Below are 19,137 nucleotides of genomic sequence, written 5' to 3'. Positions count from 1 at the left end.
GTTAACAATTGGTTCACCAAGGCCTGCGATTGTGGGGCGCAAAAGGCGCAAACTATCGTACGGCGTGGTCGAAACGGCACTGTTGCCGGCGTTTTTCCGCGCCGTTTATCGAAAATGACTGAAATACGGAATTTCTTGAAGACCATGAATTTCACGCGCAACGCAGCGATTTTAGGTGGGAGAGGGCGGCTTGGCGCGCGAATCGCGCGGCTTGCGGCGGCTCTGGCATTTTCCGTCGCCGCCTCTGTTCCCGTCGCGCCCGCGGCCCATGCCGTGGAGCCGCTCATCGTTCATCAGGCGAGGATTATCGGCGATGAGGCACGCACCCGCATCGTTCTCGATTTCGCCGAAGAGCCGGAATTCGACGTCCACTATCTCGATTCGCCCGTCCGCATCGTCGTGGATTTTCCGGCGGTGAATTTCAGCTTTCCCGCATCCGACCTCAAACCAACAGGTCTTTTTTCGGACATCCGCTTCGGCAGCATGGGGCAGAACAGCGCCCGCATCGTGCTGACGGCAAAGAAGCCGGTTCAGGTGGCGGTTGCCGAAACGAAAAAGGCCGAGGGCGGGCAGTCTTTCCATTTCGTGCTCGATACGGAAATCACCACCAAGGGCAAGTTCGCGGAACTGGTGAAGGATCAGCAATGGCAGGCGCCAGCTCCGGTGACAACGGCCGCGATCACGCCGGATGACAAGACATCGAGAGCGGCGGAATTCGTCATCGCGGTTGATGCCGGCCATGGCGGCATCGATGCCGGCGCTACCGGCGGCACCACGGGCACCGAAGAAAAGGTCATCACTTTGACCTTTGCGAAGGAGCTTGCGGATCGTTTGAACCGTGAACCGGGCATCAAGGCCTTTCTCACGCGCGATTCCGACACTTTCCTCGCCTTGTCCGAACGGGTGACGATTGCCCGCCAGAACAATGCCAACCTCTTTATATCCCTGCACGCCGACACTCTGAAACAAAAAGGCATCCGCGGCGCGACCGTTTATACATTGTCGGACCGGGCATCGGACCGGCAGGCGCAGGAACTGGCGGAACGCGAAAACAAATCCGACCAGATCGCGGGTGTTGCGGCCTCCAGCGAGCCGCCGGAAGTCGCCGATATTCTTCTGGATTTCACCCGTCGTGAAACCCAGGCCTTTTCGGTGACGCTGGCGGAAAACATCGTCTCCTCCTTCGAGGGGCAGGTGGGCCTCATCAACAATCCGCATCGTTACGCCGGTTTCATGGTGCTGCGCGCCCATGACGTCCCCTCGGTGCTGCTGGAACTCGGTTTCCTCTCCAATGCGGAAGACGAAAAGCTGCTTCTCGATGGGGAGTGGCGCAAGAAGGTTGCCGATACGCTGGCAACCGCCGTCGGGCGATACCGCGCCAAGGCCGTGGCGAATGGCGGCTGAGAAAGCGGCCGGCGGAGCGGCGAGGCTGTTGCTCCACTGCCATCGACCGCCGAAAAGCTGTTCAATTCTTGGGCCTTGCGGACGATTACGGAGACGAAGCCCTATTTTACTCACATTCGCCGCGTTACTCGGAAAGCGGATTCGGTGGCGATCCGCAAAGCGTCCGCAGCGCGATTGCGGGCCGGCGGCCCGATAACATATCAGCGAATGCTGCCGTATCCGGCTTGTCATCGAAGGTATGGTGTGCAAAACGGCACGCGATATGCAAGGATGCGCCCGTAAATCGTCGGGCGTTGATGGTTACGATTCGAATTATCGGTAGCTTGGTATGATCAGACTGATTGGATATTTTTTCGGCTTGGCCAGCGTGCTCTTCCTGTGCGCCGCCGTCGTCGGTGCGATTTATTTGCACGGCGTGACGAAGGACCTGCCGGATTACGCAGTTCTGAGCACCTATGAGCCGCCGGTAACGACCCGCGTACATGCCGGCAACGGTGCGCTGATGGCGGAATATGCCCATGAAAAGCGCCTGTTCCTGCCCATCCAGGCCATTCCCGACCGGGTGAAGGCCGCATTCCTTTCGGCGGAAGACAAGAATTTCTACAATCATCCGGGCGTCGATGTCTTCGGTCTCGGTCGCGCCATTCTCGTCAATATCCAGAACCTCGGCTCCGGCCGCCGTCCGGTCGGTGCCTCGACCATCACCCAGCAGGTGGCGAAGAACTTCCTGCTGACCAACGACCAGACCATCGACCGCAAGCTCAAGGAAGCCATCCTTTCCTTCCGCATCGAGCAGACCTATTCCAAGGACAAGATTCTCGAGCTTTACCTCAACGAGATCTTTTTCGGCCTGAATTCCTACGGCATCGCCGGTGCGGCGCTTACCTATTTCAACAAGTCGGTGACGGAACTGACCATCGCCGAGACCGCTTATCTCGCATCGCTGCCGAAGGGGCCGGCCAATTACCATCCGATCCGTCGCGAAAAGGCGGCTCTTGAGCGTCGTGACTGGGTGATCGACCGTATGGCCGAGAACGGCTACATCACTGCCGCAGATGCCACCGATGCTAAAAAGCAGCCGCTTGGCGTCAATCTGCGCCGCGGCGGCGCACATATTTTCGCATCCGATTATTTCGCTGAGGAAGTCCGCCGCCAGATCGTCGAAAAATACGGCGAGGAAGCGCTTCTCGAAGGCGGCCTTTCGGTCCGTACGTCTTTCGATCCGCAGATCCAGATGGAAGCACGTAAAGCGCTTCAGGACGGGCTCGTCCAATATGACGAGCGTCGTGGTTTCCGTGGACCCATCGAAAAGATCGAGACCGCAGGCGACTGGACGGCCGCGCTCGCCAAGGTCAAGGGCCTGCGCGACGTTCCGGAATGGAAAGTGGCGGTCGTACTCGCCGTCGCTGCCGATGGTGTCGATATCGGCGTGCAGCCCGATACGGAAACGGAAGATGGCGACAAGCGCACGCGCGGCCATATCTCCGCTGAAAACATGCGCTGGGCCTATCGCGATGCGACGGGCAAAAAGGCGACCGCCAAGTCGCCGGTCGGCGTGCTCTCGGCCGGAGACGTCATTTACGCGCAGCCGCTTGCCAATTCCGGCAATGAATACCGCCTGCGTCAGCCGCCGAAAGTGCAGGGCGGCATGGTGGTGATGGACCCGCATACCGGCCGTGTTCTGGCCATGGTCGGCGGCTTCTCCTATGCGCAGTCGGAATTCAACCGCTCGACGCAGGCGATGCGCCAGCCGGGCTCCTCCTTCAAGCCGTTCATCTATGCGGCCGCGCTCGACAATGGCTATACGCCGGCATCGGTCATTCTCGATGCGCCGATCGAGGTCGTGTCCGGCAATCAGGTCTGGAAGCCGCAGAATTACGGCGGCGGTTCCGCAGGCCCTTCGACCCTGCGTCTCGGCATCGAAAAATCCCGTAACCTCATGACCGTGCGTCTGGCGCAGGACATGGGCATGAATCTGGTGGCGGAATATGCCGAACGCTTCGGCATCTACGACAAGATGCCGCCGCTTCTGTCCATGTCGCTCGGTTCGGGTGAAACCACCGTGATGCGCATGGTTTCGGCCTATTCGGTCATCGCCAATGGCGGCAAGCAGATCAAGCCGACTCTGATCGACCGTATTCAGGACCGCTACGGCAAGACGATCTTCCGTCATGAGGAGCGTGCCTGCGAAGGCTGCAATGCGACGAGCTGGCAGAACCAGGACGAGCCTGTCGTCGTCGACAATCGCGAGCAGGTTCTCGACCCGATGACCGCCTATCAGACGACCTCGATGCTGGAAGGCGTCGTGCAGCGCGGTACGGCGGCGGGCAAGATCAAGGTCGATCTGCCGGTTGCCGGCAAGACGGGCACCACCAATGATGAAAAGGACGCCTGGTTCGTCGGTTATACGCCGGACATGGTCGCCGGCCTCTATATCGGTTTCGATTCGCCTGCACCGCTCGGTCGCGGCGGCACCGGTGGCTCGCTGTCGGCGCCGATCTTCGGTGAATTCATCGCCGACGCGGCCAAGCACATGGAGCCGAGCAAGTTCATCGTGCCTGCCGGCATGAACTTCGTCGCCGTCAACCGCAAGACGGGCATGGCGGCAGCTGAAGGCGAACCGGACACGATCATGGAAGCCTTCAAGCCCGGCACGGGTCCGGCTTCCACCTTCTCGGTGATTGGTGCTGAAGGCTACATGTCGCAGGAAGATATCCTGAAGACCTCGCCGCAGGCACAGCAGGCCATCACCGGCGGTGGCGGCGGTCTTTATTGACATCAGTCATGACGTTTGGCGGGGGCGCGGGTCTTTACATCCGCGCCCCCCGCATTTATTTGAGCAACAAGTTTCAACGAAGGTGAAAAACCAGCGAAATGCGCAATGAAATCGTGAACGTAGTCGATGAAATCAAGCAGGCCATAAGCCTGCTGAGGAGGCATCTTTGACTGGGACCAGGCGATAAGACGACTGGACTGGTTGAACAACAAGGCAGAGGATCCGACCCTCTGGAACGATGCCACTGAAGCCCAGAAGCTGATGCGCGAACGCCAGCAGCTGGATGACAGCATCAACGGCGTCAAGGCGCTGGAGCAGCAGCTCAAGGACAATATCGAGCTGATCGAACTCGGCGAGATGGAAGGCGACGACGAAATCGTCAAGGACGCCGAAGACGCGCTGAAGGCGCTGAGAAGCGAAGCGAATCGCCGTCAGGTGGAAGCGATGCTTTCCGGCGAGGCCGACAGCAACGACACCTATGTGGAAGTGCATTCCGGCGCGGGCGGCACCGAAAGCCAGGATTGGGCGAACATGCTGCTGCGCATGTACACCCGCTGGGCTGAGCGTCAGGGCTTCAAGGTCGAAGTTCTCGAAATCCACGATGGCGACGAGGCGGGCATCAAGTCGGCCACGATCCTGGTCAAGGGCCATAACGCCTTCGGCTGGATGAAGACGGAATCGGGCGTTCACCGCCTCGTTCGCATCTCTCCCTATGACAGCAATGCCCGGCGTCACACCTCGTTTTCTTCCATCTGGGTCTATCCGGTGGTCGATGATTCGATCCAGATCGACATCAATGAAAGCGATTGCCGTATCGACACCTATCGTTCGTCCGGCGCGGGCGGCCAGCACGTTAACACCACGGACTCGGCCGTGCGTATCACGCATATTCCGACCGGCATCGCCGTCGCCTGCCAGCAGGAACGCTCCCAGCACAAGAACCGCGCCAAGGCGTGGGACATGCTGCGCGCCCGTCTCTATGAGGTGGAACTGCAGAAGCGGGAAGAGGCAGCAAACGCCCAGGCCGCCTCCAAGACCGATATCGGCTGGGGCCACCAGATCCGTTCCTACGTTCTCCAGCCCTACCAGCTGGTGAAGGACTTGCGCACCGGCGTGGAAAGCACCGCACCCGGCAACGTGCTGGATGGCGATCTGAACGAGTTCATGGAAGCCGCACTCGCCCACCGCATCAGCGGCGGCGCTGACGTGGAAGTCTCGGATATCGATTAAGACGCCCCGATGCGTCGATCGGAAATTTACCCCTCGCAAACCGATTGCGAGGGGTTTTTCGTTGGAGGACAAGCATGAAACAGGCGCTCTATATCGTTGACGTCCAGCCGAGCTTCAATCCGCCGGCCGCGCTGGTGGCGGAGATATCCGCGCTTGCCAGAACCATGCCCAGCATCGCCACCGTCGAACGCCATGATGAAAACGTAACACCCTTCGAACGGCAACTGGGCTGGAAACCGGGCAGGGATGATGTATCGCTCGTGCCGGCAGACCGCATATTCATCAAACACGGTTATGCGCCACCCCGCGAGGTTATCGACCATCTCCTGTCCCTGAAACTCGACCGGGTACTGGTCTGCGGCATTCAGGCCGATACCTGCGTGCTGGCGGCCGGTTTTGCCCTGTTCGATGTGGGACTGCATCCCACGCTTCTGCCGTGGCTGACGATGGGCTCCAGTCTTGACCGCAGCGGTGAACTCGGTGCGAGATTATGGAAGCATCATTTCGGAGCGGTGCTCGCCGGGCCGGAGGCACTGAAGGGATAACCTTGCCGGACCTGCGCGCCGGCCGGGTTAGTTGGAAGCTTTCTCGACCTTCATCTCACCCAGTTCGTCGATCAGGATCGTCCAGCTTTCCGCTTCCTTGGCCATCGGGTCCGTTTTCAGATAGACGGTGACGAACAGGCCGGGCGAGGTAGGCGCGCCATTCGAGCTTTCCGGACGAATATCCGTGACATAGGACTTCATCTGGTTGAACTCTTCCAGCTCGATATTTTCGAGGAGGCTAGGGCCATCGGCGGTAAAGACGATGCGCTGCAGGTAGATTTTCGCCGTGCCGTCGCTTTGGCGGATTGCAATGACCTTGTAATAGCCCCGTGTGGGTGAGGCAGGCGGTGGCCGCAATTGTCCGTCAGGGCCTTTTACCGGCTCGAGGTTCCGATCTTCCCACATGCCGCTGCTGACGACGAATATGGCGGAAACAGGCAGCGTGTCGATTGCCTGCGTCTGCGCCCGCGCGGGCAAGACGGTCGTGGCAAGAAGCAGAGCAGCGAGGAGCGATTTTTTGGCGTACATGGCAATCGTGGTGGTTGGTTTAATTGTTGAACTGTTCGGCCAGAACCCGGTCCGACCATGAACGGTCCGGATCCGAAAGAATTCTTGCCGTCCTGTCCTGCGATTGTGCGATCCGAACGTGACGAACGGATTTCACCTCGGTGTGATCGGCCACCGCATTCACAGGGCGCTTGTCGCGTTCTAGGACATGAATATCGACCGTCACCTTATTCGGCAAAAGCGCACCGCGCCAGCGTCGCGGACGGAAAGCGCTGACCGGGGTGAGCGCGAGAAGCGGTGATTCCAGCGGCAGGATCGGCCCATGGGCGGAGAAATTGTAAGCCGTCGATCCGGCGGGGGTTGCCACCATCATGCCGTCGCAGATCAGTTCCTCCAGCCGCACCTTGCCGTCCACCTCCACACGAAGCTTGGCGGCCTGATGCGACTGGCGAAACAGGCTGACTTCGTTCATTGCGAGCGCGGTAAATTCGTCGCCATCGGAATCCGTCGTCGTCATGCGCAGGGGATGAAAATCATTGCCACTCGCCACCGCGATGCGCTGGGTGAGGCCTTCCACCCGGTAGTCATTCATCAGAAACCCGACAGAGCCCCGGTTCATGCCATAGACCCGCTTGCCGGAATTCATCGTTTCGTTGAGAATCTGCAGCATGAAACCGTCGCCGCCAAGTGCAACGATGACATCGGCCTCTTCGAACGGCGTATCGTCATAAACGGCTTTCAGCTCTTTCAACGCCGTCTGGGCCTCCTCGGATGGGGAGGCGACGAAGGACAGTGAATAGGTAGAATGCGACATCCGCTTCCCTCGACAACGGCACAGACCGGAACCGGTCCGCGCAGGACGCTGTAACCCGTTGAAGCGGCTCGAAATCTTTAAACCTCAACCAAGAGGTGGACGACAAGCCGCCAGACGCACCCTTGGTACATGAAGACGGCGGCAGGCGACAAGGCCTTTCGAACCGCCAGCCGTTCCATTGCGAAGGGTCTTGTTCCGGTCCACAGCTTCTTGATTTGCGCCCGCCGACAAGGGTTGCGATGCGGGGCGACGTGATGCAGTTTGCCATGGCAGTCGGAATGACGAGTGGCAGGAGACGGATGTGGCGCTGAACTACGATATCTACGATGTCTTTACCGAGACGAAAATGGCGGGAAATCCGCTGGCGGTCATGTATGATGCCGATGATCTTCCGCAGGACACGATGCAGGCGATTGCGCGGGAAATGAACCTTTCCGAGACGGTATTCGTCAACCGATCCACCAACCCGGCGCATGCGGCTTCGCTGCGCATCTTCACACCGTCTGGCGAATTGCCCTTTGCCGGCCACCCGACCGTCGGCGCGGCGGTCGCCATTGCCGAGCGCAATCGCAGCGAGGGTGATGACGATATCGACATGGTCTGTGTGCTGGAAGAGAAGGTGGGGCCGGTGCGCTGCGCGGTGAAGATGCGCGCCGGCGCCGTCAGCTTCGCCGAATTCGACCTGCCGCGCAAATCCTCCCGCGTTGAACTGCCGCTCGATCACGCCGCGCTTGCCGATGCGCTTGGCGTCAGCGAGGGACATTTGGGCTTCGAGAATCATGTGCCATCGATCTGGACGGCCGGCGTGCCTTTCCTGCTGGTGCCAATGCACAATATCGCTGCCGTGCGCGATATGGATTTCGACGCCAATCTGTGGCTGCGCACCGCGCCGCTGGTCGAAGGTCTGCTGGCGGCCGCCTATATCTACTGTCGCGGCGGCGTCAATCATGCGGCGAAGTTCCATGCCCGCATGTTCTCCCCGGAAATGGGAATTGCGGAAGACCCGGCCACCGGCTCCGCGGCCGCCGCCCTTTCCGGCGCCATCCACCATTTCGACGGGCTGACGGACGGCCACTATCCGCTGCTGATCGAGCAGGGCGTGGAAATGGAACGGCCATCCCACATCCACCTGCGCATGGATATCAAGGATGACGAAATCGCCCGCGCCCGCATCGGCGGCCATGCGGTGCGCGTTGCATCGGGCACGTTCGAGATTTGATTTCAGCGTGAACCGTTAAGTTCACGTCGCCGAAGAGCCAGAATAGCTGGCAAAGCCAAAAGAAAAACCCCGGTCTTGACCGGGGTTTTGTCGTTTCAGCATCTATCGGTTCAATTAAACCGGCCCGCCGCATGGGCAAGCATCGTATAGACCTTGCCGGTATCGGAGGTGAGATAAGACTGTGTCACGGTCCGGTCGCGATCCGTGCGGGCCACATCGGCGAGCAGCTTCTCGAAATCGGTGATGTAGCGGTCGACGGCGGTGCGGAATTCCGCTTCCCGCTCATATTTGCGCTTGATCTCGTCAAAGGTCGTCTGGCCCTTCAGCGTATAGAGGCGGCGGGTGAAGACGTCGCGCTCGCCGCGCTGGTAGCGGCGCCACAGCTCCACGGAGGCATCGTGGTCGATGGCGCGGGCGATGTCGACCGAGAGCGAGTTCAGCGATTCCACCATGTGCCGCGGATTGCGGGTGTCGGCCGCACGGGTCGGCTGCTGTTCGGCACCGGTGCGCTGCGCGGAAGCGGCAGAGGCCTCCTGACCGTCACGCGAAGCGCCGCGCAGAAGATCGCTGATCCAGCCGCCACCTTCTTCGCGGCGTCCTGTCGGGGCAACCGGCTGGGCCGGGGAAGGCGTCTGACGGTTCTCGACCTGGCGGTTCTCAAGCGGCAGGCTGCCGCGCAATGCGGCCGGTGCGGGAGCCGGCTGCGGCTGCGCCGGGCGCTGCTGCTGAACCGGAGCTGCCGGCTGCGGACGCGTCTCGACACGGCGCTCGGCTGCCGGCTGGGTTGCGGCAATGGCACGGGCAACCGGTTCGGAGACTTCCATCTGGTGGGCCGAACGACCGACGAGCTGGGAAATATCCTGCAGGGCCTTGATCTGCTCGGAAACGGCGCGACGCATGGCGGCCGCACTTTCCTTGGCTTCTTCCGGCAGGTCGAAGGCGCCACGTTTCAGTTCGGCACGGGTCGCATCCAGCTCGCGGCGGATATCGTGGCTGGAACGGCGGATTTCATCCGTCGCACCGGCGAAGCGGCTGACGGCCTCCTCGACGGCCTGACGCAGCGTTTCCTTGAGGTTGGCTGCGGCCGCGTTGGATTTTTCGGAAGCACTGCCGAGAAGATTGTCGACTTCCGAAAGCGAGGATTCGACGCCGCCGCGCAGACGGTTGACGAGCTCGTCGGAATATTTCTGCGCGTCGGAGAGCGTGCTTTCGATCGAGCGGCTGGCATCCTGACCGGCGGAGAGCAGGGCGCCCCGCATGGTCTGTGCCGCCGAGCGGGCGCGCTGTTCGGTCTCATCAAGCGAGCGGCCGATATCGGAGAAGGAGGCCTGAAGATTGTCACGCAGATTGCCGGCGACGTTCTGCGAACGTTCCTCGGCTTCGTTGAGCGTGGTTTCCACCACGCCGATGACGTTGCGCATGGCGCTTTCGATTTCCTCGGACCGCTTGACGAGGCCGACGGACAGGCTGCGCAGCGCGTCCTGACGCTCTTCCAGGGTGCCGACGAGGCTCGACTGGGCGGCATTCAGCAGTTCCGACGCCTGGCTCAGCACCTTCGAATGTTCCTCGAAGCGTCCGACGATACCGGCGACCTGCGCCAGCGTCTGGCCGGAAATATTCGACAGGCGGTCGATCTTTCCTTCGAGCAGACGGCTGGAGCTCGACACCATGTCGGCGGCCTGCGACGCGGATTCGGAGAAGCGGGTCGCCGAGGCGTTCAATGCCTCGTCTGCTGCGCCGAAGCCCTGTGCTGCGCGCTCGACGGCGGAGTTGAAGTTGCTTGCCGACTGTTCGACGACTTCCGCCATGCTGTTATGGGTCTGCGACAGCATGTCGGCGCTCTGCCGGGTGGCGGCGACCAGCTTGTTGGCCGCGTCGCTGCCGGCGCGGGCATATTTGTCGATGCCCTGTTCGACAGCATCCGCCATGGCCGTATGCGTCTCGGACAGCATGTCGGTGCTCTGGCGGGTGGCGGCGACGAGCTTGCTTGCCGCATCCGTTCCGGCAGCGGCGTAATCGCTGATCGCCTGTTCCACCATGCCGACCATGCCGCTGTTGCTTTGCGACAGGAGCTCGGCGCTCTGCTGGGCGGCGGAGACGATCTTTTCGGCAGCTTCGCGGCCGATGGTGGCATATTCGTCGACGACAGGCTTGGCTTTCTCCTCGATCAGGCGCGACAGTTCGGCGGAACGGCTGGCCAGCATCGAGTTGAGTTCGCGGGTGCGGTTGTCCAGCGCCGAGCGAATGGATTCGCCGCGTGCGTCGAGGGCGGATTCGACACCCGTGAGCGTCTCGGAAATGACGCCGACCTGGGAGCGGACGACGGCTTCAGCCTCGGCCACCTTGTTGACGATGATGTTGCCCGCCTCGGAGAAGGTCTGGGCCACGGCGGCGGCCTGGCCGGAGAGACGGGTCTGCGCATCCGAAATGCGATTGACGATCTCGCCGGAGCGTTCCTCGATGGCCTTGGTGAAGGCCTCGTTCTGCGCCTGCACCTGTTCGGCGAATTCCGAACCGGACTTGGCGAGAAGGGAGGTGGAGCGGACGGCTTCTTCGCCAATGCTCTGGGTGGCGGAGGTGACCGCGCCGCGCAGGCTGACGGCGAGATCGCTCGCCTTGCCTTCAATCGTGCGGTTGACGTTTTCAAGACCGATCGTCAGCGCCCGGTCCATGGTGCCGAGGCGTTCATCGATGCGGGCCGTGCCGGCATCGAAGGTCTCTGCCAGACGGCTGGTACGGTTTTCGAACGTGTCCGCGACGCGCGTGGTCTGCTCGTCCAGAATGCCGGTGATGCGCTCGGCTGCCTCGTCGCTGGTGCGGGCGAACACAGCCGTCTTGTCTTCCAGTGCTTCGGCAAAGCGGCGGCCGGCATCTTCGATCGAGGTGTTCACATTGGCGAGGTCGCCACCGACGCGTGCCTGCAGCGTATCGAGCGAGGTCTCGATACGGGCACCGGTCTCATCGAGACGGGTGGTGACATTGCCGATGGAGGTCTCGATTTTTGAGGACAGGGCATCCGTCGCACCGCCGATTTCGCGGGCAGCTTCGCCGATCTTGATGGCGATGTCGCCGGCGCTGTTGCGCAAACGCTCTTCCAGCGTCTGTGCGCTGCCGTCGATCGCCTTCTGCAGCGTTTCCTGCTGGGTTTCGAGCGACAGTTCGAGCATGCTGGCGCTGGACGCGACCGTGGTGCCGATCATCATCGCCTGTTCGGAGAGCATGTCGCCCATCTGGGTCGTGGCGGAACTGAGCGTCGCGGCAAGATCCGCCTGGCGCTGATCGAGCGCGGTGCGGATATCCTCATGCGATTGCGACAGATTGCTTTCGAGGCGGGACACGCCTTCTTCCACCGTCTGGGCAAAACGGGTGCTGCCGTCTTCCACGACGCTTTCGATGCGGTTGGCCGCGCCCGACACGCTCTGCTCGATAAGGCCGCTATTGCGCTCCAGAGAGCCGGCAATGCGCTCGGCCTGCGAACCGAGCATGGTTTCGAGCCGCTCGTGGCCGCTGGCCAGTGCGTTTTCAAGTGTGAATGCGGTGGCTTCGAGACGCTGGCCGACGCCGGCGGCTGCGAGCGAAAGGGACGATGCTCTGGCATCCATGGCCTCGGCAATGCGTTCCTCGACGCCCGAAATCGCCATGTCGAGCGCCATGGTGCGGCTGTCGAGCGCGTCCGCGATGCGCTCCTCTGCGCCGGAAACAATGCCCGAGAGGGCCGCGGTACGGCTGTCAAGCGCCCCGGCAATGCGGTCTTCGACGCCGGAAACGGCGTTATGCAGGGCCGTGGTGCGACCATCGAGAATATCGGCGATCTTTTCCTCGACACCGGAGAAACTCATGTCGAGCGCCATGGTGCGGCTGTCGAGCACATCGGTGATGCGCTCTTCCGCACCGGAAACGACGGTCTTCAGCGATTCGGTTCGGCTGTCGAGGGCGCCGGCGATACGGGTCTCGGCGCCGGCCACCAGTTCGCCAAGGGCTGCGGTGCGCGTGTCGAGCGCTTCGGCGATTTTTTCCTCTGCACCGGAAAATGTCATGTCGAGCGCCATGGTGCGGCTGTCGAGCGCATCGGCGATGCGTTCTTCGGCACCGGAGACGACGGCGTTGAGGGCTGCGGTGCGGCCATCAAGCGTTTCCGCGATCCGGGTTTCAGCGCCGGCGACAACGTCGCCGAAGGTTGCCGTGCGGCTGTCGAGTGCGCCGGCGATCTTCTCTTCGGCGCTCGCCACGATGCCGGTGAGGGCAGAGGTGCGGTTGTCGAGCGTCTCGGACAGTCTTTCCTCGACATTGGCAAAGGTCATGTCGAGCGACAGGGTGCGGCTGTCCATCGTGTCGGCGATACGTTCCTCAACGCCGGAGATGGCGCTGGAAAGCGCGGCCGTGCGGCCGTCAAGCGTATCGGCGATACGGCTTTCCGCACCGGAGACGACGTCATGCAGGGCAGCCGTGCGGCTTTCCAGCGTGTCGGAAATGCGGTCCTCGATGCCGGAAACCGCGCCGGTGATGGCTGCCGCCCGGGTTTCGAGCGTTTCGGCAAGTCGACGCTCGACATCGGCGACGACGTTGTTGATCGCGGCGGCACGTTCGTCGAGCATCGCGGCGAGACGTTCGGCCGTGCCGGAGACGGAGCCGGTAATCGCCATCGAACGGCTGGCGAGCGCCTCGTCGAAACGGTTCTGGCTGGCCGAAAGCGCGCCGAACAGGGCATTGCTGCGTTCCGCCAGCACGGCATCGATCTTTTCGTGCGAACTGGTGAAGGCATCGGTGATTTCGGCGGTACGCTGGCCGATCGCGTCGCTGAAGGCCTGTGTCCGGCTTTCAAGCGCACTTTCCAGCATTTCCTGACCCGTGCCCAGCGCGGTTGCGAGCGCCAGCGACTGATCGGTCATGGTGGTGCCGATGCGCTCCAGACCGGCGCTCAGCATGGTGTCGAGCGCTTCGGAGCCGCCGGCAACGGTTTCGTTGATGCGGGCGAGGCTTTCCATCAGCTTGCTGTCGAGGCTGCCGGCTCGCTGGTCGAAGGCGCTGGCAAACTGCGCCACATGCTCGTCGAAGGCCGAGTTGACCTGGCCGACCGTCGCCTGCATGCGCTCTTCATAGAGGCCGGAGCGAAGATCGAGATCCATGATCGCATCGTCGGCCGTGCTCTGCAGGCTCTGGCGGAAGGAGAGGCCCTTTTCTTCGAGCGTCGTGGACAGCTTGTCGAGAACGGTATCCAGCGAACCGCCGATGACCTGCTGGCCGCGTTCGATATTGCGGTTGAGTTCGAGCGTGCGCGTGGACAGCGTCTCGTTGAGCTGGCGGGTGCGTTCCTCAAGAGCGTTGTTAAGGCTTTCCACGCCGCTATCAAGCGTCGAGGCATGGATCGCGAAACGCTCCAGCAGCACTTCACCGCGCTCGTCCAGCGTCGAGGTGAGGTTGTGCAGGCGCATGTCGAATTCGTTGGAGATCGTCGAGCCGGAGGAGTTCAGCGCCTGCAACAGATTTTCGGTCTTGGCGGCGATCAGGCTGCCCATCGCTTCGGTCGAAGCGCGCGATTTTTCGAGCAGCGCGGCCGAGCGCGTGTCGATCATCGAGGCGAAAGCCTCGCCGGTCGTGGCGATCCGCATCGAAAGCTCTTCGCCGACGATGGAAAGCTCTTCCTTGATTTGTTCCTGCGCGCCGACGATGGAGGAGCGGATACGCTCCGCATGGTTGACGATGGCGTCGCGCTCGGCGGTCAGTTCCTGCACGAGGCTGCGCACGCGCAGTTCATTGTCGGCATAGCTGCGCTCAAGCGCGTTGACCTCGGAATGAACCAGCGTTTCGAGTTCCGTCGCGCGGGCAATGGTGCGCTCGATGCCGTCATTCATGGCCGAGACTTCACGGCGAACCGCCTGGCCGACCGACATGATGCGGTCGGATGCGACGGTTTCGGGCTCCGCAAGGCGAAGGGCGACTTCGGCCATGGAGCGGGCGGCATTCCGCAGATCGCGGGCGCGCGCCATCATGATCGCGAAGGCGAAGAACAGCATCACGGGAACGAGGATGCCGACGACGATCGCCATCAGGCCGGGGATCGCGGTGAGGTCGGCCAGCGAGGCGATGTTCCACAGCGCGTTGCCATAAAGAAGGTGTGCGATGCCAAGGCCGCCAAGCGCCCAGATGACCGACATGATCGTGGCGTTGCGAAGCGCACCGCCGATGGAACCGCCTTCCAGCGATTTCAGGATCATCGCCGGGCTGCGCTTGGAGCCGTCATTGGCCGCTTCGAGATTGGGCGATCTGGGCGTCTGTTCGGCAGGCGCGCGGGCGGCCTCGGGAGCAGGGGTCTGTCGGCTTGCTTCCTTCAATCTGGCCTCCGGCTGCTTCGGCGCTGCAGTTTTCCGCGTCTCCGGCTTTTCTTCGAAAGCGCCAAGCTGCAGGGCGTCTTCCAACGCCTGAAATGCAGTCTCGTCGACAGAGTCGCTGATCTTGTTATTCGCCATGCGGTTACGCCTCGTTACACATACGCCCGGCTTCATGCCGTTGACCCACTTGCGATATGCAAGCGGACTGCCGCCATCATGCCAGCGAAACATTATCCCGTTAAAGGAAACAATTCCGCCATTTACCAAATCCCGAATTGCTGGTGGTCCAGCTTTCGGGCGAAATTACATCACTGTGCCGCAATAACAAAGCTTGAGCTTAAGCCCTGCGGGAACGGCAGTACCGTAGTGACACATTTAGGTGTTCGAAACAATTAATGCGGATTTGCGGCGGTGGCGAAGTGTCGGCTTTTTAACAGTTTTTAAACCTGAGTTTCACGCTGAACGCCTTGTTTCGCATAAGTTTAACATAAATTAACCATAGCAGAAGATTTTCGCCCGCGTCACGCCGTAATTTAAGCCGATAGCACGGGTTTGGATGAGTGAATACGACACAGATGTGACACGAAACAGGAAACGGCGAGACAGGAATTCCAGCCATGGCAGCGGTCAGTATTGTTTTCGAAGCTCCCGACAATTGCGGCAGTGCACCTGCCACCGGTAAAAAACCGATCGATTTCGATCATCTCGCCCGGCAGACCATGGGCGACAAGGATCTGGAGATCGAAGTGCTGCAACTCTTCAGCCGTAACGCCCGCGCCGCATTGCATGAAATGGCTGGCGCCGACGGCAAGGCCGTCATGGCGACTGCCCACCGTCTGAAGGGGGCCGCGCAGGCCGTCGGCGCCTCCGCCGTTTCCGCGGCGGCGGCCGTGGTGGAGGACAAGGGCAATGACAGCGCGGCGATCGCAAAACTCGCGGCAACCATTGTCGAGGCTGAAAATTTCATCCTCAAGCTCTGCCGCTGAGGCATAACACATCAAATCTGCCATTTTGAAAGGCCGGTTGCGCCTGCGCGCCCTCGAAGCGGGTTGCCAAGGCGGACCGGCCTTTCTATGTGTTTAGAACAGTTCTTAGATCACATTTTGGATTTCCGGCATGACAAAACTGACCATCGTTGCCTTTGACGGCACGCCCCATGAACTCGACGTGAGCAACGGCTCCACCGTCATGGAAAATGCAGTGCGCAACTCCATTCCCGGCATCGATGCGGAATGCGGCGGCGCCTGCGCCTGTGCGACCTGTCATGTCTATGTCGACGATGCCTGGGCCGAGCGCGTCGGCGGTCCGGAGCCGATGGAAGAGGACATGCTGGACTTCGCCTTCGACGTTCGCCCGACATCGCGTCTTTCCTGTCAGATCAAGATGAACGATGAGCTTGACGGCCTCGTCGTTCATGTTCCCGAACGCCAGGGCTGAAGACACCAGCTTTATCGCTCGCAGAAAAAGCCCCGCTCACCTGATAGCGGGGAGCGGGGCGAGGCGGGTACGCAGCATGCAGGCGAGGGAGGAAACACCTGCGAGCCCTCAAGCGCGCACCGGGAGAACCGGAGACGGTTGCAACCGTCGGACCCGCCGTGGGCCGCAACCATTTCAAACCGTATGAACAAGCTACAATGAGTCTTGCCGGCCGCACCATGACGAGAATTCACGGGTGATATCGGACATGACGTTACGTCATGTCCGTGTTGTTGCTCGGGATTTTGGAAGCTACGGCCGAAGATCTTCAGCGGCGGTTCTGACCCTGCTCGAGCCGGTTCTTTAAAAGCCGTGTCATGCGGGCATCGAAATTTTTCGATTCCACCACATCGAAGCGCATCTGATCGCGATCGTGCTCGTCCATCACCGTCTGGGTGATCTTGCCGACCATTTCCTGCAGCGTCTCGCAGTTTTTCTGGGGGCGAAGCGACGTCAGCTGTCTTTCAAGCGCGCGGGCGTGGGTGCGGGCGATTTCGGCATGGCGTTCTTCGTGGCGCTTGATATCGGCAAGCAGCGTATCCCAGATGAAGGCCAGCTCCGCCGTGGTGCGGCGGCGGTTTTTCCATTGCGGCAGGAGGATGCGGGTATTCAGCACCACTTTAGCCGTTCCGACGCTGCAAAGGCCGTCTTTCTCGACATAGGTGAGCTCGCCTCCGAATTTGATTTCGGTCGCGCCCGGATGGCGCGCGCCGGTATTGCGCGTCAGCGGACCGTGCCTGGAAAGCTGCTGGTCGAGGTCGGCGGCGGTTTTGCCGGTGATCGAAAAATAGGAATAGGTCTTGCGGACGATGGTTTCGGAAAACGCCGGTCCGGGTAGGGAAAGTGCCACTGCAGCCGCTAAAGCGGCGCAAAGAGCACGTGATGATTTTGTCATGACCCGGCCTTCCGGTTGAACTTGAAAAAGGTTTGCTGCATAGGCGGAGCGGAACTTATAAGAATTGGCATAACACTCCGTTATTCCTGAAAGGCGCGTGTTACGTGATAACAGTCGGCAGCAACGCGTGGCAAGCGGCCCATGGCCGCTCCCTGAAACTTGATGGGCGTGGCCGTATTATGGCCATCGTTAATGCGACGCCCGATTCCTTTTCCGATGGCGGCCGTTATCTCGCCGTCGATGCGGCTTTTTCCCATGCGCTGACCTGTGTGGAGGAGGGCGCCGATATCATCGATATAGGCGGCGAATCCACCCGGCCCGGCGCCGCCGCGGTGACAGAAGCCGAGGAACAGGACCGTGTGTTGCCCGTCATCGAAAAATTGCGCCGCGAGACGGATGTGCTGATTTCCGTCGACACCTATCGCGCCTCGACGGCACGGCTGGCGATAAGCGCCGGCGCCCATGTCGTCAATGACGTCTTCGGACTGCAGAAAGACGCGGAGATGGCCGGTGTGGTGGCCGCCGCCCGCGCCGGCGTGTGCATCATGCATACCGGCCGCGACCGGCAGAAACTTGCCGATGTCATCGCGGATCAGTTCGAATTCCTCAATCGCTCACTTGAGATCGCCGAGGATGCGGGTGTTGCCCGCGACGCCGTCGTACTCGATCCCGGTTTCGGTTTTGCCAAGGATGAAAGCGAAAATGTCGCGCTGATGGCGCGTTTCGGTGAGCTTGCCGCTTTTGGCCTGCCGGTTCTTGCCGGCACGTCGCGCAAGCGTTTCATCGGGTCGCTGACGGGCCGGGATGCGGCCCATGAACGCGATATCGGAACGGCTGCGACTACCGCGATCCTGAGGCTTGCGGGCGCTTCGATTTTTCGCGTGCACAATGTCGCGGCAACCCGCGATGCGCTGGCAATCGCCGATGCGGTCCTTGCCAAAGCGTCGGCAAAGGCCGATGCGTAGTTTAACGAGTGCCGGAATGCCGTGTCCTGAAGATCGCGCGGCTTTCAGGCGAAACAGTCCTGCCATGGAGGCGATGCGATGAGCCGCTATACCATCATCCTGAAAAACTGTTCTTTTTTCGCCCGTCATGGCCTTCTCGAGCAGGAGGAGGTGCTGGGCCAGCGCTTTTTCGTCGATGCCGAGATGGAAGTCGAGGCGGGTGATGCACTGGAAACCGACGATATCGAAAACACCGTCGATTATGGCGTGGCCTTCGCCGTCATCGAAAAAATCGTCGTCGGCCAGCGTCGTTATCTCATCGAGGCGCTGGCGAACGACATCGCCAAGGCGCTTCGCGCCCGTTATCCGCAGATCGTCTGGTTGCGGATCACCGTGCGCAAACCCTCGGCACCGGTTCCGGGCATTCTCGATTATGCGCAGGTGAGCGTTGAACACCGTGCCTGAAAAGATGACCATCGCCGCATTGGGGCTCGGCGGCAATATCGGCGATCCCGCCACGGCCATGGCAAGGGCGCTGCGCGAACTCGATGTGCATGGTGATTGCAGCCTGCTGGCTGTTTCCGGCCTCTACCGCACGCCACCCTGGGGCAAGACGGATCAGGTGGATTTCTTCAATTGCTGCGCTTTGGTCGAGACCTCGCTTTCAGCGCCGGCGCTGCTGCAATTATGCCTCGACATCGAAAAGGGCATGAAGCGGGTGCGCACGGAGCGCTGGGGCCCGCGCACCATCGATATCGATGTGCTGACCTATGGGAATGAGTCTCTCGTAACCGAAAGCATCGAAGTGCCACATCCGCGCATGACGGAGCGCGCTTTCGTGCTGATGCCGCTTGCCGATATCGCGCCCGACCTCGAGGTAAAAGGCAAGCCCGTGCGGGAATGGCTTCAGCAGGCCGACAAGACCGGCATTGTCAGCGCAAACGAAAAACGGGAGTGGTGGACACTCCCGCTTGGCGATGGCTGAGAAAAGTATGGCT

General features: G+C 61.2%; 14 protein-coding genes. 10 read left to right on the top strand and 4 right to left on the bottom strand.

Translation table 11 applies throughout. The features are described 5' to 3' along the window. Nucleotides 1-144: 144 nt before the first annotated feature. The 4 genes from AC5YUO_RS01110 (at nt 145) to AC5YUO_RS01095 (ending at nt 5,955) form a co-directional block, all read left to right on the top strand. Nucleotides 145-1,404, top strand: a complete 1,260-nt coding sequence (locus AC5YUO_RS01110; RefSeq protein WP_496153969.1) for an N-acetylmuramoyl-L-alanine amidase — start codon at nt 145-147, stop codon at nt 1,402-1,404. A 328-nt stretch (nt 1,405-1,732) separates the two neighbouring features. Then, nucleotides 1,733-4,180 carry a penicillin-binding protein 1A gene (locus AC5YUO_RS01105; protein ID WP_496153968.1) on the top strand — a complete coding sequence of 816 codons (2,448 nt, stop codon included), beginning with the start codon at nt 1,733-1,735 and terminating at the stop codon, nt 4,178-4,180. 98 nt (nt 4,181-4,278) lie between these two features. Then, nucleotides 4,279-5,410 (top strand): peptide chain release factor 2 gene (gene prfB / locus AC5YUO_RS01100; protein ID WP_400812289.1). Its coding sequence is split into 2 segments (ribosomal slippage): nt 4,279-4,347 and nt 4,349-5,410, totalling 1,131 coding nucleotides; the frame shifts between segments, so codons are not numbered across the junction. Between the two features lie 74 nt (nt 5,411-5,484). Then, complete coding sequence (locus tag AC5YUO_RS01095) at nt 5,485-5,955, top strand: cysteine hydrolase family protein (protein WP_496153967.1); 471 nt, start codon at nt 5,485-5,487, stop codon at nt 5,953-5,955. A 27-nt stretch (nt 5,956-5,982) separates the two neighbouring features. On the opposite strand, the gene AC5YUO_RS01090 is transcribed toward AC5YUO_RS01095, so the two are convergent. After that, on the bottom strand, nt 5,983-6,483 hold the full coding sequence (locus AC5YUO_RS01090; protein ID WP_496153966.1) for a hypothetical protein: 501 nt from the start codon (nt 6,481-6,483) through the stop codon (nt 5,983-5,985). Nucleotides 6,484-6,502: 19 nt separating this feature from the next. After that, entirely contained in the window at nt 6,503-7,276 is a 774-nt protein-coding gene (locus tag AC5YUO_RS01085) for an NAD kinase (protein ID WP_400812293.1), read from the bottom strand. A gap of 301 nt (nt 7,277-7,577) precedes the next feature. Between AC5YUO_RS01085 and AC5YUO_RS01080 the strand changes: the two genes are divergently transcribed. After that, complete coding sequence (locus AC5YUO_RS01080) at nt 7,578-8,495, top strand: PhzF family phenazine biosynthesis protein (protein WP_496153965.1); 918 nt, start codon at nt 7,578-7,580, stop codon at nt 8,493-8,495. A gap of 110 nt (nt 8,496-8,605) precedes the next feature. Here the strand turns inward: AC5YUO_RS01080 and AC5YUO_RS01075 are convergent, their stop codons facing one another. Then, a complete protein-coding gene (locus AC5YUO_RS01075) occupies nt 8,606-14,962 on the bottom strand; it encodes an apolipoprotein A-IV repeat region-like domain-containing protein (RefSeq protein WP_496153964.1) in 6,357 nt (2,118 codons plus the stop codon). A 479-nt stretch (nt 14,963-15,441) separates the two neighbouring features. Here AC5YUO_RS01075 and AC5YUO_RS01070 point away from each other — a divergent pair, with 479 nt between their 5' ends. Both AC5YUO_RS01070 and AC5YUO_RS01065 read left to right on the top strand, forming a co-directional pair. Continuing rightward, on the top strand, nt 15,442-15,810 hold the full coding sequence (locus AC5YUO_RS01070) for an Hpt domain-containing protein (protein WP_496153963.1): 369 nt from the start codon (nt 15,442-15,444) through the stop codon (nt 15,808-15,810). Between the two features lie 130 nt (nt 15,811-15,940). Further along, nucleotides 15,941-16,261: a 2Fe-2S iron-sulfur cluster-binding protein gene (locus tag AC5YUO_RS01065; protein WP_003502527.1), complete on the top strand. Its 321-nt coding sequence runs from the start codon at nt 15,941-15,943 to the stop codon at nt 16,259-16,261. A gap of 307 nt (nt 16,262-16,568) precedes the next feature. On the opposite strand, the gene AC5YUO_RS01060 is transcribed toward AC5YUO_RS01065, so the two are convergent. Further along, the gene (locus AC5YUO_RS01060) at nt 16,569-17,195 is read right to left on the bottom strand and encodes a DUF922 domain-containing Zn-dependent protease (RefSeq protein ID WP_400812301.1); all 627 of its coding nucleotides are present in this window, start codon (nt 17,193-17,195) and stop codon (nt 16,569-16,571) included. Between the two features lie 104 nt (nt 17,196-17,299). Here AC5YUO_RS01060 and folP point away from each other — a divergent pair, with 104 nt between their 5' ends. The 3 genes from folP (at nt 17,300) to folK (ending at nt 19,124) form a co-directional block, all read left to right on the top strand. Then, nucleotides 17,300-18,160, top strand: coding sequence for a dihydropteroate synthase (gene folP, locus AC5YUO_RS01055; protein ID WP_496153962.1), 861 nt, complete (start codon nt 17,300-17,302; stop codon nt 18,158-18,160). A gap of 78 nt (nt 18,161-18,238) precedes the next feature. Next, complete coding sequence (folB, locus tag AC5YUO_RS01050; protein ID WP_003502532.1) at nt 18,239-18,604, top strand: dihydroneopterin aldolase; 366 nt, start codon at nt 18,239-18,241, stop codon at nt 18,602-18,604. Nucleotides 18,605-18,608: 4 nt separating this feature from the next. Then, a complete protein-coding gene (gene folK / locus AC5YUO_RS01045; protein ID WP_496154881.1) occupies nt 18,609-19,124 on the top strand; it encodes a 2-amino-4-hydroxy-6-hydroxymethyldihydropteridine diphosphokinase in 516 nt (171 codons plus the stop codon). Nucleotides 19,125-19,137: the final 13 nt, after the last annotated feature.

The organism is Agrobacterium sp. LEGMi-208b (genome assembly GCF_059511785.1).
Note: the sequence above shows the minus strand (reverse complement) of the source record. Positions and strands in the feature narration are given on the sequence as shown.